The sequence below is a fragment of the Lentihominibacter faecis genome (assembly GCF_014306095.1).
Classification (GTDB): Bacteria; Bacillota; Clostridia; order Peptostreptococcales; family Anaerovoracaceae; genus Lentihominibacter; species Lentihominibacter faecis.
In genome coordinates this window covers 1-16,179 of record NZ_JACRWC010000101.1, presented here as the reverse complement: position 1 = coordinate 16,179, position 16,179 = coordinate 1, and the positions used below count along the sequence as shown (strand labels likewise).

Here is a 16,179-nt window from a genome sequence, read left to right as displayed (position 1 = left end):
ACAGGAGCAATAAGGATCCTTATAAAATCATATCTTGAAAAAGAAGGGTTTCTGACGATGGAGGCAGGGGATGGAATGGGAGCCGTTGAGGCTGTTAAAAAAAACAGACCCGATCTTATTCTTCTTGATATCATGCTTCCGGATATAAACGGTGTAGACGCCTGTCTGGAAATAAGAAAGCATACCAATGCGCCCGTGCTGTTTGTAAGCTGCAAGGATCAGGAACTGGATAAAATCATCGCATTATCAGTAGGGGGAGATGACTATATTACAAAACCATTTCTTCCAGGAGAACTTATAGCGAGGGTAAAAGCCAATCTTCGAAGAATAGATATGAGTTCAATCGGCACGGAGGAAGAAGAAATCTATAAAGCTCCAGGTCTTGTTCTAAATGCTACAACAAGAGAAGTATGGGTGGATAACGATGAAGTCAGCCTTACGGTCAAAGAATTTGATATGCTATTGCTCTTCATAAAACACCCTAAAAGGATTTATAGCGCAGAACAGCTCTTTGAACATGCGTGGAAAGAAGAGAGTCTGCAGGGCGATAAAAACACAATAATGGTCTACATAAGCAATCTAAGAAAGAAAATAGAAAATAATGAAAACAACTATAAATATATTCTCAGTCTAAGAGGACTTGGATATAAATTTAATCATCAGCTTCTGCAACAGAAAAAACGGAAGGAGGTCGTGAAATGATAAAACTTACAAAAAAAATAATCATTACAAGGATCTGCTGTGTAGTAGGACTTATAGCGTTATTTGCTTTTGTGGCATGGCGTATGTATGGTGAAACGTGGTAGAGCGCAATGAAGAGGGAAAGAGATAGGTCTTTGTGGTGTCCTCATCAGCTATGTATATAGTAAAAACAGCATAGATTTTTGAAAAACAACAGAGCAGTCAGAATTCATTTCAATTTTGCTACTCTGTTTTTTTATAGAATCACCTCCCCTGAAATATAAATGCAGCACACCATAAACAGTACAGTGATTACAGATATAACACCATATATAGTATACGGTGCAAGAAAGACCTGAAAAGATAGAGATGTTTTTCAATTGAAAATCTTTTTTAGACAGGTTTAAGGTTTCGTTAAAAAGGTATTAAAGTAGACATGGTATTATAACCTCAAAATAAACACATGGTTAGTTTTAGAAAGGAGGAAAAAATGAGACCTAAAGACGCAAAGATGTCCGGCAAGGCTAAATTATTCTGGATATTAATGATAGTTGGCTTTGCCTGTATGGAGTTCCTAGGTGTGTTCTTTTTTCAGAAGATGTCGGAGCCGTACATTTTCGGACTTCCGTTTATCTACGGGTGGAACCTGATTTGCTGGGCGTACCTGGTGATCGTAATCGGGATTGCCTGGAAAAGCAACTGGGGAGAACCTGTGACTAATCCGGAAACAGAAGAATCTGAAGGAGGTGACAAAGCATGAGTCAAAATATAATAGCTTTATGTGTAATTGGCTTCTTTATGATTTTTCCGTTAGCGATAGGATTTATTGCCCAAAGGAAAGCTTCGGGTTCGGCTGAGGACTACTTCATTCAGTCAAGATCTATGGGGCCAGTTGCAGTATTTTTCTCTGTTGCAGCAACATGGTGGAGTGCATTCGCATTCTTGGGGTCAAATGGATATTTTTATACAACCGGACCTTTATACTGGACTGCTATCGCATGGAATGTGCTTTTCGGAATTCTCTACTTCGGCGTAGGTAAGAAAATATGGTATTTTGGTAAGCTTAATGGATATGTGACCGCTACAGACTTCTTCAAACACCAGTACGGATCTGTAGGACTTGGAAATTTGATTGCAATCATTATGATCGTTGGTACTGTTCCTTATCTGCAGGTGCAATTGTCAGGAGGAGCATATCTGATACAGGTTGCATCTGGTGATCTTATTCCATTCGCTGTGGCAGCACTGTTGTTTTATCTTGTAATCATTATCTATGTATGGGCAGGCGGGATCAGAGCTATTGCATGGTGTGATATATTCTATGGCGTTCTTTTGTTCTTCGGTATGATCTTTGCTGGATTGTATGTGGCAAGCCTGGTAGGAGGTCCTGCGGCGATGTTCAGAACAGTGGAGGAAATGTTCCCAGGACACACTGTATTACAGGACGGTGCATGGATGAAGTGGCTGACGATGTTTATCATCACTCCGATAGGTTCATTTATGGGACCTCAGCTGTGGGCACGATTCTATGCGACGTCTTCGCCTAAGACCTTTGACATGATGCCATTCCTGCTTGCACTCGCGGCAATTGCTTATGTGGGTTCGTGTCTGACAGGTAATGCGGGGAAAGTAATTTATCCTGATGTAGGGGAGTTGATTAACAGTAATGCAGATTACATTCTCCCTACGGTATTGTTCAATAATGCTCCGTTTGTTCTTGGATCAGTACTCATGGCTTGTGGTGCTGCGGCGGCAATGTCAACAGCGAACGCACAGGTGCTGGCAATATCGACCGTATACACCATGGATCTCCACAGACATTATATCAACAAGAACATGTCAGAAAGAAGAACCATCTGGGTTGGGCGTATCGCTCTGCTTGTATTCTCGGCAATGGCATATATCATGTGTCTGTATGTTCCAGGTCTGCTGGTATCCATCGGTCTGGTAACATTGGGATTTACAGCACAGGTAATGGTGCCAACATGCGGCGCACTCTTCTGGAAACGTTCCTCTGTAGCGGGAGCTGTAGCAGGAGTTCTTGTAGGTGGTGGCATCAATGCCGTGTACGGACTTGGCTTGATGACAGCTCCGGGACCATTTGCCAACGGAGGAGCAGGATTGCTTGCATTCCTGTGCAACATAGTGGTATTTGTTATCGTATCGCTTGTTACGAAACCAAGACCGCAGAAGCTTATGGATGAATTAAAGCAGCAGTATGCTGATTACTATCATCAGGTAGGCTTCTACAGTTAAGGCAATACTCCTCTCTCAAATTTATATCCTGTAAGTCTAAGTGTATCAACAGAAATCACACCGTCAGATTTATTCGGGCGGTGTGATTTCTGACTAATCAAAGTTTTTTAGGGTCAGGAACTGGAAGCTAATGAAAAAAACAAAAGTTTCCTGGGATCTGACAGAAAACGGAATAATAACATACAGATGGAAATTCGATGTTCGAATCCCCAGCTTTTCTAAAGGAAATACCATTCCTTTTGTTGTATGGACTGCGTGAGATGCTGGTCTTTGGAGTAGCATGTCTCTGCCGTGCGGTAATTATGGGAGTGATCCTTTATTACTGTACATAATGCCAGAATCCGGTAAATGGAGGAGTCAAGGAGGAAAAGATGATTACTGTTTTTAATAGAAAAGAACTGTTGATTACTTTTGATATGAAGCGGCAGGCAGATATATGTGAAATATTATCTTCAAAGGGTATTGATTATGCAGTAAAGACCACAAACCTTCAGAGTTCAGCTCCAGCTGGAGTGCAAAGGGCACGTACGGGTAATTATGGAATTGATCAAAAGTATTCCTATGAATATAAGATTTATGTTCGCAAAGAAGATTTTGATCGTGTATCAAGTTTGATTCGTTAACTTCGTTTTTTCTCTCAATATCTTTGTTACGTTGTTTTCATCCCGTTACCCCCGTTGCCTTATTCAGTAGGATGAAATAATCAACAACTGACACCTGCAATGTCCCCAATCCTAGCATTTGATCCGACAATTCCAAGGTTTTCATCCTCAGATATAGTACGGCATTACTATTCGGGATGAAATTATGCAAAATATTTCCAATGGATTGCTGCGAATATCTACCATTATCAGAAAATCTCATATATTTCATCCCACCGATACAGTCATCGGGGGAGATTTGGGATGAAAACAATGTGACGAAATCACAGAGTCTGCCTGTGCACGATCACCAGCAGTCGAAGCTGGTCTGTGAGCAGGCTGGCTTTTTTTCTGTGAAATCATTGACAGGAAATAAGAAGTCTGGTATATTCATAACAGTGTTATATAACATCGTTATAGATGGAGGAAAACAATTGGCAAAGCAGATAGAAGGCGTATATGAACGCATCATAGAATATGCACGCAAGGAGTTCCTGAAGAAGGGGTATATGGATGCCTCCCTCAGAACTATTGCGGCACAGGCAGGAACCACAACAGGCTCCATTTATACCAGATTCAAGGACAAGGAAGGGCTTTTCGAAGCCATTGTCGGACCCCATTACGACCACATCATGAGCCGTTTTTGCCAGGTGCAGGAAGAATTTGCCGCATTGCCGGCAGAACAGCAGCCGGAAAATATGGGGAAGGTATCGGGAAACTGCATGCTGGAAATTTTGCAGTACTGCTATGAGCACATAGAAGAATGCCAGATGCTCATCAGCAAGGCGGAGGGCACCCGATATGCGAACTTCCTTGATGAGCTGGTCGAGATCGAAAGTAAAGCGACACACAAGTATCTGCAGGTTCTGGAAGATCTGGGAAATCCGTCACCACCGATTTCTCCAAGATTGGAACACATCATTATCACGGGAATGTTCAATACATACTTAGAACTCGTGCTCCACCAGGTGCCGTGGGAAGAAGCGATGCTGTATCTGGAAGAAATGCAGGCGTTTTATACTGCAGGCTGGATGAAATTGATGGGACAGGAATAGTCCCATTTTTTCGGGTTCCGGGTTAGCGAAATCTAACTCTGCTTTGCCCCATTGTTTCTGAAAAAAGTATAAAAGCAAAGGAGGTTTTTTACTTGAAAAAGCAATCTAATTTAAGACGATTGATAAATTATGCAGACCCGTATAGGGTACTAGTCTATCTTTCCTGGATTTTGTCGGGAGTCAGCGCGGTACTGGCTCTGCTTCCGTTTTACTTCCTGTGGAAAATCATACAGGAAGTATTAAATGTCATGCCGGATTTTACCCGGGCGACAGGACTTACCTATAACGGCTGGATGGCCCTGATTACGGCAGTGGCGTCCATGCTGATATACATAGCCGGGCTGATGTGCTCCCATATCGCAGCCTTTCGTGTGCAGGCCAATCTGCGAAAGAACATGATGAACCATATCATGACCCTGCCTTTTGGCGTTATGGAACGTCTGGGAAGCGGCAAGGTCAGAAAAACCGTCAATGAATGCTCCGCTTCGACGGAAACCTATCTGGCTCATCAGCTGCCGGACATGGTAGGAGCTTATGTGACTCCAGTGGGGCTTATCTTTATGCTCTTCGCCTTTGACTGGCGGTTCGGGATCTTCTGTCTGGTGCCTATCGCACTGAGCTTTGTGGTCATGATGACGCAGATGACGGGACCGGGGCTCAAAGAAAAGATGAACGAATACCAGAATGCATTGGGGGATATGTCCAACGAAGCGGTGGAATACGTGCGGGGAATTCCAGTAGTCAAGACCTTTGGGCAGACCGTATTTTCGTTTCGCCGGTTCAAGGATTCCATCGACCATTACAGCGAATGGGCCATATCCTATACCAAGAGTATGCGTCACCCGATGTGTCTTCTGACCATGTTGATCCACGGAGTTTTCGCTTTTATCCTCGGCGGAGGGCTATGGCTGGCGACGGGAAGTCTGAGCAATGATCTAATACTTAATATTTTATTCTATATTATCATCACTCCGGTGCTGACAGTGACTATGACCAAGATCATGTTCCAAAGTGAGAATACGATGCTGCTGGAAGATTCCATGAAACGCATCGATGAACTGCTGGATCTGGAACCGCTTCCGGAGAACGGGAAGAAGCTGCCGAAGGATTCGTCCGTATCCCTTAAAAATGTATCGTATAGTTACGATGGGGAAGAAAAGGCACTGAACCACATTTCCCTGGATATCGCTTCCGGTGAGACTGTGGCTTTCGTAGGGCCGTCCGGCGGAGGCAAGACTACGCTGGCCAATATCATCAGCCGGTTCTTTGATGCAGATGAAGGACAGGTTTTTATCGGGGGCGTTGATGTAAAGGAGATTCCGAAGACTAAGCTGATGGAGACGGTTTCCTTTGTCTTCCAGAACAGCCGACTTCTGAAAGGCTCTATTCTGGAAAACGTGCGCATGGCAAGACCATCGGCTTCTGAAGAAGATGTTCTGCAGGCTCTGAAGCAGGCACAGTGCATAGATATTATTGCAAAGTTCCCGGATGGCATCCATACGATCCTTGGCACGGAAGGCATATATCTCTCCGGTGGGGAACAGCAGCGTATCAGCATCGCCCGGGCTGTTTTAAAGAATGCTCCGATCCTGATCCTGGACGAAGCGACGGCCTATGCCGACCCGGACAATGAAGTTCGCATCCAGGAGGCACTGGCTGCTCTTGCAAAGGACAAGACGGTCATCCTCATCGCCCACAGGCTTTCAACAGTAGCCGGTGCTGATCGGATCTTCGTTTTGAAAGACGGTAAGATCGCTGAGTCGGGGAGCTTGGATGACCTGCAGAAGCAGGGCGGAATCTTTGCAGAAATGATGATGGATTACGCATCTTCGATCCAGTGGAAAGTGGAAAAGGAGGTCATAAAATGATAGAAAAACTTCAACATAGATACGCGCTTTCGGAGCGCGGGGCCAAGGATCTGGTGCAGGGAGTCATTGCCTGCACAGTCCAGAATATCGCATTCATGTTTCCGGTCAGTCTGTTGTATTTCTTTGTGGGAGATCTTTTGGATGGAGGCATCCATGGCAGCAGGATCGCATTTTATGTCGTTGGTGCTTTGTTCTGCCTGGCGCTGATCTACGGGATCACATACTGGCAGTACAACACCACATTCCTGGCAACTTATGTGGAGACGGGAACGCGGCGTATCACCTTGGCAGAAAAGCTTCGGAAGATTCCATTATCCTTTTTCGGGAAGAAAGATCTGGCAGATCTGACAAGTACCATCATGGCGGATTGTACGGCTTTGGAAACAGCGTTTTCCCATTTTATTCCGCCGTTTGCAGGTTCGCTGATCTCGACGGTGCTCATTGCTGCAAGCCTGTTCTTTTTTGACTGGCGCATGGCGGCAGCATCACTGTGGGTACTGCCGGTTGCCTATGCTATCGTAGGGCTTTCTGCAAAGGTGCAGCAGAAGTTGAGCGATAAGTCCATGGATGCGAAGATGGCCTGTGCTGATGGCATCCAGGAGTGTATCGAATCGGTGCAGGATCTAAAGGCAAACAATGCAGAAGCTGATTATCTGGTCGGATTGTACGACAAGATCGACGCAGTGGAACAACAGGCTGTAAAGTGCGAATTTGGAACGGCTGTATTTGTAACATCCGCAAATATGATCTTAAAGCTCGGTATCGCGACGACAGCTCTTGCGGGAGCATCCCTTCTCTTAAAAGGGTCACTGGACGTGCTGACATTCTTCCTGTTTCTTTTGGTAGTGTCCAGACTGTACGATCCCATGCAGGCGGCACTGCAGAACCTGGCAGCCATCATCAGCATCCGGACCAACGTGGGACGTATGAACGAGATCCTGGATCATCCTGTACAGGATGGAAGAGAAGAACTGACCAATCGGGACTATGATATAAAGTTCGATCACGTAACATTCTCTTACAATAAAAAAGAAAACGTGCTGAAAGATCTGTCCTTTACGGCAAAGCAGGGTGAGGTCACGGCATTCGTTGGACCTTCCGGCTCCGGTAAGACGACGGTATCACGTCTGGCAGCCCGGTTCTGGGATCCGGATGCAGGAAAAATCACCGTAGGCGGCATGGATATCGCGAAGATCGAGCCGGAAACTCTGCTGTCTCTGTATTCCATCGTATTCCAGGATGTAACGCTGTTCAACAGCTCCATCATGGAAAATATCCGCCTGGGCAGAAAGGATGCAACGGACGAAGAAGTCCTGGAAGCAGCCAGACTTGCCAACTGCGACGCCTTTGCAGAAAAACTGCCGAAGGGATACGATACGGAGATCGGAGAAAACGGCAGCCAGCTGTCAGGAGGAGAGCGGCAGCGAATCTCTATCGCCCGGGCATTTTTAAAGAACGCTCCGATTATTTTGCTGGATGAAGCGACGGCATCTTTGGACGTAGAGAATGAAACAATGATCCAGACGGCCCTTTCCAGGCTGATCAGAGATAAGACGGTCATCGTCATCGCCCACAGAATGCGTACTGTTGCGGGAGCTGACAAGATCATTGTGCTCTCAGAAGGTCAGATGGCGGAAGAAGGTACAGCAGAGGAACTTCTGAAGCAGGATGGGATCTATGCGGAAATGGTACGTCTGCAGAACCAAAGTCAGGGATGGACGATTGTCTGATCCGGTGTTATAATGTTCTAAGATTTCAGGGAAAGGATGAATAGATAATTATGGCACAGCAGGCAGGAAGCGCAATGTATATGGCAATCGTAGTCGAGGAGACGGTCAGCGGATTTCACAGAGAAACTCTCTGGTACGGCGGCGATCCGGAAAATCTGGCATCGATGATCATCGATGTTATGAAGGACTGGTATGAACCCAACAAGGAGAAGCTGAACCCTGCAATCATCCGGTACCATAAAATGCTGGAGAATAAAGAAAAACTTACCTTTGACAAGCTGGCAAAGGAAGGGTTCAAAGTGGACGGCAAGGAACTCAGAGTACAGATGACCAGTAATCTGATGCAGATTTTTGCGTTTGTGATGGGAGAAATCTGTGATATTTTCGGTAAGCGGGGAGAAAAGATCGAGGACTTCCATTCGTTGAAGGAATTCCGAGAACATTTTCTGACCTACTATGATCTGGATGATAATCTGAAGGCGGCTCTGAACGGTGTCAATCCGGCGGCACTTTCCAGAGCTCTCGTTTCCATTGATATTAAATACAACTATACAGGGAGACATTTTCAGAGCGGTTCGGAAAAATAACTGTAAACGGATCTGGTTTAAAGATTCGGTGGATAAGATTGAAAAATTATCATGTCCTCTCCGATGATGACAATACTGTTCCAGGGAAGCTGACACAGTTCTTCTGGAGCTTTTTGAAACAGGCCGGTGCTTTGTATCGATGGTACGAGCACCGCTTTTATTTTGCCGCTTTTTTTCTCGAAAAGCAGTTCGGCGTTCCATAATTCTCCATGACTGCATCCGGTGGAAAGATCTACGATTTCTTTATTTCCTATTTCACTTAACAACATGATCGATCTCCTTTCTGCGACTTGCCGCATAAGCGGCGGACACTTTGCAGATACTAGTAATAGTATTATATTCTGGAGGGAAATATGAACGCAAAAGAAAAGAAAAAAGAACAGAAACCGAGATCGGAGGATAGTGATGCAGGCGCTGCGGATCTGATCCGGGAATTGGGACTGGCTGCACCGGGAACTGATTTTGAAAGTGATCTACAGTATATCAGCATCATCGGAAGCATCGAGGGGCATATCGCACTGCCCATGGAAAACAAAACGACCAAGTATGAGCACTTGATCCCGCAGCTGATCGCAGTGGAGGAAAATCCGAAACTGAGAGGTCTTCTGGTGATCCTCAATACCATGGGTGGTGATGTAGAAGCCGGGCTTGCACTGGCGGAAATGATCGCGACCCTTTCTAAGCCGACAGTTTCGCTGGTGCTGGGTGGCGGTCACAGCATTGGCATCCCGCTGGCGACGGCAACAGATTATTCGTTTATTGCGGGTACGGCCACTATGACACTGCATCCGATCCGAACCACAGGGCTGGTGATCACGGCGGAGACGACCTTTGATTATATGAGAAAAACGCAGGACCGGGTCATCGATTTTATCGCAGGTCATTCCAGAGCTACCAGAAAGAGGGTGACAGAACTGATGAATTGTAGTGATAATATGTCTAACGACGTTGGGACGATCCTGTTTGGTAAGGAGGCCGTAGACGCAGGGATAATCGATGCAGTGGGCGGCGTTTCCCAGGCACTTGGGGAGCTGCGTCGAAGAGTGGCAAAGGCCGATGAGCTGGAGAAGGAAATTTCCATATCGACTGATTGACAATAAAAGGAAAACATGGTATCATCTGATAAATAGATATATGGAATATAATTCCATGACAAAGGGGGATACCATATGGAACATATTACAATCGTATTAGTCAGCAGTGACCAGGAGTATGGAAAAGCATTGGGGTTAGGTTTGCTGCACGTTTGTCGATCCTTTATGATCCGCATTTTAAACCCGCAGGAAATCCTGCAGGATAATGAGAAAAATTCATCTGATCTGATCATATGGGATGGAGAACTGCCGGAGGAAGCAGATGCCATGCAAGGTCGTATGATACAACTGGTAGAAAAACCATCCATGATCCGCATGGATTTTCGGAAAAAAGAATTCTGTCTTTATCGCTACAGCTGTGCCCAGTCTTTTGTTTCGGATATTTTCGAGATTTATGAAAATCTGACCGGGCGTCATCCAGTCAATGTGGCAAGACCTGATATTCGAATTTTTGCTTTTACGTCCTGGGAAGGCGGTGCCGGGTGCAGTACTGCAGCAGTAGCAGTGGGAAGGGAACTGTGCCGGTATCATCAGCGAAAGGTATTGTATCTTTCCCTGGAAGAGGTGGAATCGACGGAAAACTTCTTTTCAAGCTATAGTGGAGCAAAATCAATGGGGAGATATCTGTATCATTTGTTTCACAAAATGGCAGGGGAAGATGTGATATCCGAGATGCCTTTTTTAGACGGATACGTGATACGTGATGAGTTTGGGCTTGAAACGTTTGCGCCCACAAGGGGGAGGAATCCGCTGCGAGAGCTGGATCCGGAAGAGTTTTCTTTATTTCTGGATTCCCTGATGCAAAGCGGACGCTATGATACCATTTTGCTGGATGCAGGGGATTCTCTTTCCCCTCTTGATCTGACATGCATTGAACTGGCAGAAAAAGTATGCCTGATTGCATCGGCGCAGAGCAGTGCTTTTCGAGAAGCACAGTATATGCAGTATTTGATTTGCAGATGCAGTGAAACGGTTCTGGAAAAATTCGTTAAGGTGGTAAACCGTGTAACGGAGGAAGAACTTTTGCAGGAGGCATCCGCAAGCATTGTAAACGGAGATGAGGATCCTATATTGCCATGTCAGTTGTTTCTGGGTAAAAGCCGTTATTTTTCTGACGAGAAAAAGGGAAAACGTCTGGCGGAAGAGGGTGCTTTTCAAACCGGGATCGCAGCAGTGGCGGAAAAACTGCTAGAGCCTTAACATAATCTTAACATTTACTTAACAAACAGTGTCTTTCCCCCCGTTAGATTTAACAATACAATGGAACTAATTGTTGTATGTTATATTGCTATGATTTTGGAAATGAGGAACAGAAGTGGAAGGATTACAGATTGCACTGGCGCTGTTTGGCGGACTGGCATTGTTTATCTATGGGATGAATTTGATGAGCGATGGTCTGCAGAAGGCTGCCGGCGAGAAAATGAAGAACATTTTATCGTTACTGACAAGGAATGTCTTTATCGGCGTACTGGCCGGTGCAGCGACTACTGCGGTGCTGCAAAGCAGCAGTGCTACGACAGTCATGGTCATCGGTTTCGTTACTGCCGGTCTGATGAATCTGAAACAGGCGATCAGCATTATCATCGGTGCGAATATCGGAACGACTATAACGGCACAGCTGGTTGCGTTCCAGATCGGTGATTACGCCTGGATTTTCGTTATTAGCGGGTTCATCATGTACTTTTTTCTTAACAAAAATGAAAAAGTCATGGATATCGGACAAACGATTTTCTCCTTTGGTGTCCTGTTTGTAGGTCTGAACATCATGGGCGATGCCATGGAGCCTCTATCGAAGACTCAGCTGTTTGCGGATATCATGCTTAAGGTATCTGATTCGCCGGCGCTGGGCGTTGTCGTTGGAGCCCTTCTGACTGCGATCATCCAGAGCAGTTCTGCTTCCATCGCGGTGCTGCAGAATCTTGCAAGCACTGCCGGACCTGATGGCGTCACAAGTATCGTGGGTCTGGTAGGAGCGATCCCGATCCTTTTTGGTACGAATATCGGAACGACGGTAACGGCACTGCTGGCATCTATTGGTGGTTCAGTCAATGCAAAGCGTACTGCGATCGCGCACACATTGTTTAATGTTGGCGGAACGCTGCTGTTTATTTGGTTTACCCCGTATATTGCGGAATTCATTCAGGCGATATCACCAGATGGAAATGAGCTGAATGTTATTTCCAGGCAGATCGCTAACGCGCACTTGTGCTTCAACATTGCGACGACCATCGTATTCATTCCTTTGATCGGAGGTCTGGTTCGTGTTGTTGAAAAGCTGATTCCGGGTCATGATGCGGAAAGAGATCCAATGGATCCGATCTATCTGGACTACAATTTGCTTGACCGGCCGTTTGCAGCGATCCATATGGCAAAGAAAGAACTGGCTAGAATGGCGCAGATTTCCAGTGAAATGGTCATTGAAACAAAAAAAGCGTTTTTAGGCAACGACCTGGAAGCTGCTGATGCTGTTTTGAAAAGAGAACTGATCGTAAACAATTTACGAGACAAGATCACGAAATATCTTTCTTCGATCTTATCGGCTGAGTCTGTGACGGAGCACCAGGCGGAAACTATTTCCGGGCTGTTCCATGTGGTTTCAGACATAGAGCATATTGGAGATCACTGCAAGGATATCGCTCACTTCGCGATAGAAAAAACAAAGAATGGATACGAGTTTTCAGAGAATGCATGCGCTGAGATCTACCAGTGCTTCGAACAGGGAACCAAGATGGTCAATGAGGCGATTCAGGCTCTCAGCACCGGCGATTTCGAACTGGCAAAGGATATCAAGCGGGAAGAAATACGCATGAATAAACTGGAAGCAAATTTAAGGCTCAAGCATATGGAACGTCTTAATCGAAGAGAGTGTTCCCCGGAATTTACCGTTATATATACGGATGTGATCCACTACATTGAAAAAATCGGAGACTGTTGTGACAACATTGCCAACAAGGTTCTCGAAGATATCAATATTAAAGAGGCTGAAGCGAAAGAAAACTAAAGAAACGATGAGGATAGCGGTCTGGTTCAGGCCGCTATTGTATTTCCTGGGATTCCTGCCTTGTTTCAAAATAAGGGATAGGATATAATAAACTGGAAAGGAATTGACATCATGCATTATGGAGAAATTAAAAATTATGACATTGCGAATGGGATCGGTGTAAGAGTTTCTTTGTTTGTTTCGGGATGCACCAACCATTGCGAACATTGTTTTCAGCCGGAAACCTGGGATTTTACCCATGGAGAACCCTTTACAGAAAAAACACAGGAAGAACTTTTGCAGCTGATGAAGCCGGACTATATTCACGGATTCACCCTGCTGGGAGGAGAGCCTTTTGAACCGGAAAATCAGAGAGGAATACTGCCGTTTTTGCAGAAACTGAAACAGGAATTTCCAGAAAAAACAGTGTGGGCGTACACAGGTTTTGTGCTGGAAGATCTTATGACAGAAGGCACTCATCCGCATTGTGAGATAACAGAGACGATCCTTTCTTTGATCGATGTCCTCATCGATGGACGGTTTGTTGAGGCGAAAAAAGATCTGAGTCTGCAGTTTAGAGGCTCTTCTAACCAAAGGATCATCGATCTAAAAAAGACTCTGGCAGAAGGGCGCGTGATTTTATGGGAGGATCCGTCAAAGGCATCAGAAGGGACGAAGATATGAAAAAAATCTTGATTATCGAGGATGAACCCAATATAAGGGAACTGATTTTATATAATCTGAAAACCAATGGATACGATGGTATTGCAGCCGAAGACGGTATTATGGGGATCACCATGGTACATCGGGAAAAGCCGGATCTAATATTGCTGGATCTCATGCTCCCGGGGAAAAGCGGGTACGATATCTGCAAAGAACTGCGAGAAGAGGGAAATAATGTTCCGATCATTATGATCACGGCTAAAACGGAGGAGACGGACAAGGTGACGGGATTGGAATCCGGTGCTGATGATTATATTTCAAAGCCTTTTGGGATCCGGGAGATGATGGCGCGGATCAAAGCTGTACTGCGGCGATATGAAGCCGTGCAAGGTGTTTCTTTGAATGATGGGGATACCGTTATTTCGGTGGATGATCTGAAGATGAATGTGGAACGTCATGAAGTGATGGTCGCCGGCAAGCAGGTGGATTTTACGTTAAAGGAATTTGAACTTTTGAAGTACTTGCTGGAGCATCGGGGACATGTTTTCTCTCGTGACCAGCTGCTGAACAATATCTGGGGGATCGATTATGCGGGAGAAACGCGTACCGTGGATGTACATATCCGGCATATCCGTCAGAAATTATCTGATGGAAAAAACGAAGAACATTACATCGAAACGATCAGAGGTAAAGGATACAAAGCACGATGAAAAATAAAGTGATTATTTTGATATCAGAAGCCATGGCAGGTATCCTGCTGCTGCTGTTTTTCTTCTGGAGACTCTATTTCCAGCCGATTTTGAAGACCGATGGATCCGAACGCCTTATGGGTACTGGAATGCTGTGGCTTGCAGCAAGCTGCATACTCCTTATGGTTCTGATCGGACTACAGGCATATTTTTATCTGTTTCGCCCATATCGTAACAGAATCGAAACTTTGGAAAAAGCTGCAGAGGAAAGTGAGCAGGCAGAACATATCCGAAGAGAATTTGTGGCAAATGTCAGTCATGAACTGAAAACTCCGCTGACATCGATTTCAGGTTTTATTGAAACGTTGCAGGCGGGAGCCGCGGAAGATCCGGAAATCAGATCGCGTTTTATTGATATCATTGCTATCGAGACTTCGCGGTTAAAGCGGCTGATCGAGGATCTGCTGGTTCTTTCGGATATTGAGAACAAGCGTGAATCCGAGGACCGGGAATTTAATGTCAATGAAGCGATCGAGCGTACGGTGGAAATACTGAAGCCAATTGCGGAAGAAAAGGAAATCTGCATTTTGCAGGAACTGGATAAGGATATGCATTTATCAGGATCCGTGGACAGATTCCGGCAAATGATGCTGAACCTGATCGAGAATGCCATCAAATATTCCTATAAAGGTCAGAAAATCTGGGTGCGGGCACTGAAAAAAGATGGAGAGATAGAAGTCAGTGTCAGAGATGAAGGGATCGGGATCGCTCCTGAGCACCATCAGAGGCTGTTCGAGCGGTTTTATCGTGTAGATAAATCGCGTTCTAAAAAAGTAGGAGGTACTGGGCTGGGACTTTCCATCGTAAAACACATCGCTGTTCTTTTTGGCGCATCGTTACGTGTGGAAAGCCAGGTTGGACAAGGAGCAACATTTTATGTGACGTTTCATAGTAGAAAGTAAAAGAAGAAAGGATGGGATCATTTGGAGCTGGATTATTTGATAAAGGATCTCGCACTGATCTTTATTGTTGCGAGTATTGTAACCATATTGTTTAAAAAGTTGAATCAGCCTGTTGTGCTGGGATATATCGCGGCCGGGTTTTTGATCAGCCCGAACTTCACCTATTTGCCGACAGTGATCGAATCTGAAGACATCCATGTCTGGGCCAATATCGGAGTAGTGTTTCTGATGTTTGCACTGGGACTGGAGTTCAGCTTTAAAAAGCTGGCAACTGTAGGTGGTAGCGCGTTCGTTACTGCAATGACTGTCATGGGATCGATGATCCTTATTGGAGGCGGCATCGGATCTTTGCTGGGATGGGGAAAAATGGACTGTATTTTCCTTGGCGGTATGCTTTCCATGTCCTCCACTATGATCATCTTGAAGGCTTATGAGGAATACAGACTGAAGCAGGAGAAATTTGCTCAGCTGGTGCTGGGAACGCTGGTGATCGAAGATATCGCAGGTATCTTTATGATGATTATTTTGTCAACGATCTCTGTCAGCCAGAGCGTATCGGGACTGGCTGTGTTTCAGGAGTTAGGGATTTTGTTTATTGAACTTGCTATCTGGCTTATGCTGGGGATTTATTTGATTCCAAGTTTACTAAAGAAAATCCGGCTTCTGGCAAATGATGAAATGATGCTGGTCGTTTCGGTAGGGATCTGTATGGGAATGGTGGTCATTGCCAATCTGATCGGATTTTCCTCGGCGCTGGGTGCATTTATGGCGGGGTCGATCCTGGCTGGAACCGTTCAGTCGGTACGGATCGAACGGATCATCATGCCGCTTAAAGATATGTTCGGGGCAATTTTCTTTGTCGCTGTCGGTATGCTGATCGATCCAAAGCTTTTGGTGGAATATATTGGTCCGATATTGATCATTACCGTGGTGACCATACTACAGATGACATTTGCAACTCTCGGGATACTGC

General features: G+C 45.3%; 16 protein-coding genes. 15 read left to right on the top strand and 1 reads right to left on the bottom strand.

Translation table 11 applies throughout. The features are described 5' to 3' along the window. From H8876_RS07935 to H8876_RS07900, 8 genes are all read left to right on the top strand, one after another. Positions 1 to 702 (top strand): response regulator transcription factor (locus tag H8876_RS07935; RefSeq protein ID WP_249287294.1); only part of this gene is annotated, 702 nt, incomplete at its 5' end. Positions 703 to 1,171: 469 nt separating this feature from the next. Continuing rightward, positions 1,172 to 1,441, top strand: a complete 270-nt coding sequence (locus H8876_RS07930; protein ID WP_249287293.1) for a hypothetical protein — start codon at positions 1,172 to 1,174, stop codon at positions 1,439 to 1,441. Then, positions 1,438 to 2,937: a sodium:solute symporter family protein gene (locus H8876_RS07925; protein WP_249287292.1), complete on the top strand. Its 1,500-nt coding sequence runs from the start codon at positions 1,438 to 1,440 to the stop codon at positions 2,935 to 2,937. Before H8876_RS07930 ends, H8876_RS07925 begins: the two co-directional genes overlap by 4 nt. Before the next feature lie 371 nt (positions 2,938 to 3,308). Then, positions 3,309 to 3,560 carry a hypothetical protein gene (locus H8876_RS07920; RefSeq protein WP_249287291.1) on the top strand — a complete coding sequence of 84 codons (252 nt, stop codon included), beginning with the start codon at positions 3,309 to 3,311 and terminating at the stop codon, positions 3,558 to 3,560. A gap of 452 nt (positions 3,561 to 4,012) precedes the next feature. Then, positions 4,013 to 4,633 carry a TetR/AcrR family transcriptional regulator gene (locus H8876_RS07915; RefSeq protein ID WP_283241787.1) on the top strand — a complete coding sequence of 207 codons (621 nt, stop codon included), beginning with the start codon at positions 4,013 to 4,015 and terminating at the stop codon, positions 4,631 to 4,633. A 92-nt stretch (positions 4,634 to 4,725) separates the two neighbouring features. Next, positions 4,726 to 6,501, top strand: coding sequence for an ABC transporter ATP-binding protein (locus H8876_RS07910; protein ID WP_249287290.1), 1,776 nt, complete (start codon positions 4,726 to 4,728; stop codon positions 6,499 to 6,501). After that, a complete protein-coding gene (locus H8876_RS07905) occupies positions 6,498 to 8,231 on the top strand; it encodes an ABC transporter ATP-binding protein (RefSeq protein WP_249287289.1) in 1,734 nt (577 codons plus the stop codon). Before H8876_RS07910 ends, H8876_RS07905 begins: the two co-directional genes overlap by 4 nt. A 50-nt stretch (positions 8,232 to 8,281) precedes the next feature. Then, positions 8,282 to 8,818, top strand: coding sequence for a hypothetical protein (locus tag H8876_RS07900; protein ID WP_249287288.1), 537 nt, complete (start codon positions 8,282 to 8,284; stop codon positions 8,816 to 8,818). A 17-nt stretch (positions 8,819 to 8,835) separates the two neighbouring features. Here the strand turns inward: H8876_RS07900 and H8876_RS07895 are convergent, their stop codons facing one another. After that, positions 8,836 to 9,087 carry a YlmC/YmxH family sporulation protein gene (locus H8876_RS07895; RefSeq protein WP_249287287.1) on the bottom strand — a complete coding sequence of 84 codons (252 nt, stop codon included), beginning with the start codon at positions 9,085 to 9,087 and terminating at the stop codon, positions 8,836 to 8,838. An 84-nt stretch (positions 9,088 to 9,171) separates the two neighbouring features. Here H8876_RS07895 and H8876_RS07890 point away from each other — a divergent pair, with 84 nt between their 5' ends. The 7 genes from H8876_RS07890 to H8876_RS07860 all read left to right on the top strand — a co-directional run. Continuing rightward, entirely contained in the window at positions 9,172 to 9,912 is a 741-nt protein-coding gene (locus H8876_RS07890) for a ClpP family protease (RefSeq protein ID WP_249287286.1), read from the top strand. 75 nt (positions 9,913 to 9,987) lie between these two features. Further along, the gene (locus H8876_RS07885) at positions 9,988 to 11,112 is read left to right on the top strand and encodes a P-loop NTPase family protein (protein WP_249287285.1); all 1,125 of its coding nucleotides are present in this window, start codon (positions 9,988 to 9,990) and stop codon (positions 11,110 to 11,112) included. 115 nt (positions 11,113 to 11,227) lie between these two features. Beyond that, the gene (locus H8876_RS07880; protein WP_249287284.1) at positions 11,228 to 12,913 is read left to right on the top strand and encodes a Na/Pi cotransporter family protein; all 1,686 of its coding nucleotides are present in this window, start codon (positions 11,228 to 11,230) and stop codon (positions 12,911 to 12,913) included. Positions 12,914 to 13,024: 111 nt separating this feature from the next. Then, on the top strand, positions 13,025 to 13,576 hold the full coding sequence (gene nrdG / locus H8876_RS07875; RefSeq protein WP_249287283.1) for an anaerobic ribonucleoside-triphosphate reductase activating protein: 552 nt from the start codon (positions 13,025 to 13,027) through the stop codon (positions 13,574 to 13,576). Further along, complete coding sequence (locus H8876_RS07870; protein WP_249287282.1) at positions 13,573 to 14,265, top strand: response regulator; 693 nt, start codon at positions 13,573 to 13,575, stop codon at positions 14,263 to 14,265. The genes nrdG and H8876_RS07870 overlap by 4 nt, the downstream gene beginning before the upstream one ends. After that, positions 14,262 to 15,206 (top strand): sensor histidine kinase, encoded by a 945-nt coding sequence (locus tag H8876_RS07865; protein WP_249287281.1) that lies wholly within the window; start codon positions 14,262 to 14,264, stop codon positions 15,204 to 15,206. Before H8876_RS07870 ends, H8876_RS07865 begins: the two co-directional genes overlap by 4 nt. A gap of 21 nt (positions 15,207 to 15,227) precedes the next feature. Then, the coding region (locus tag H8876_RS07860) for a cation:proton antiporter (RefSeq protein WP_249287280.1) at positions 15,228 to 16,179 on the top strand (952 nt) is incomplete at its 3' end.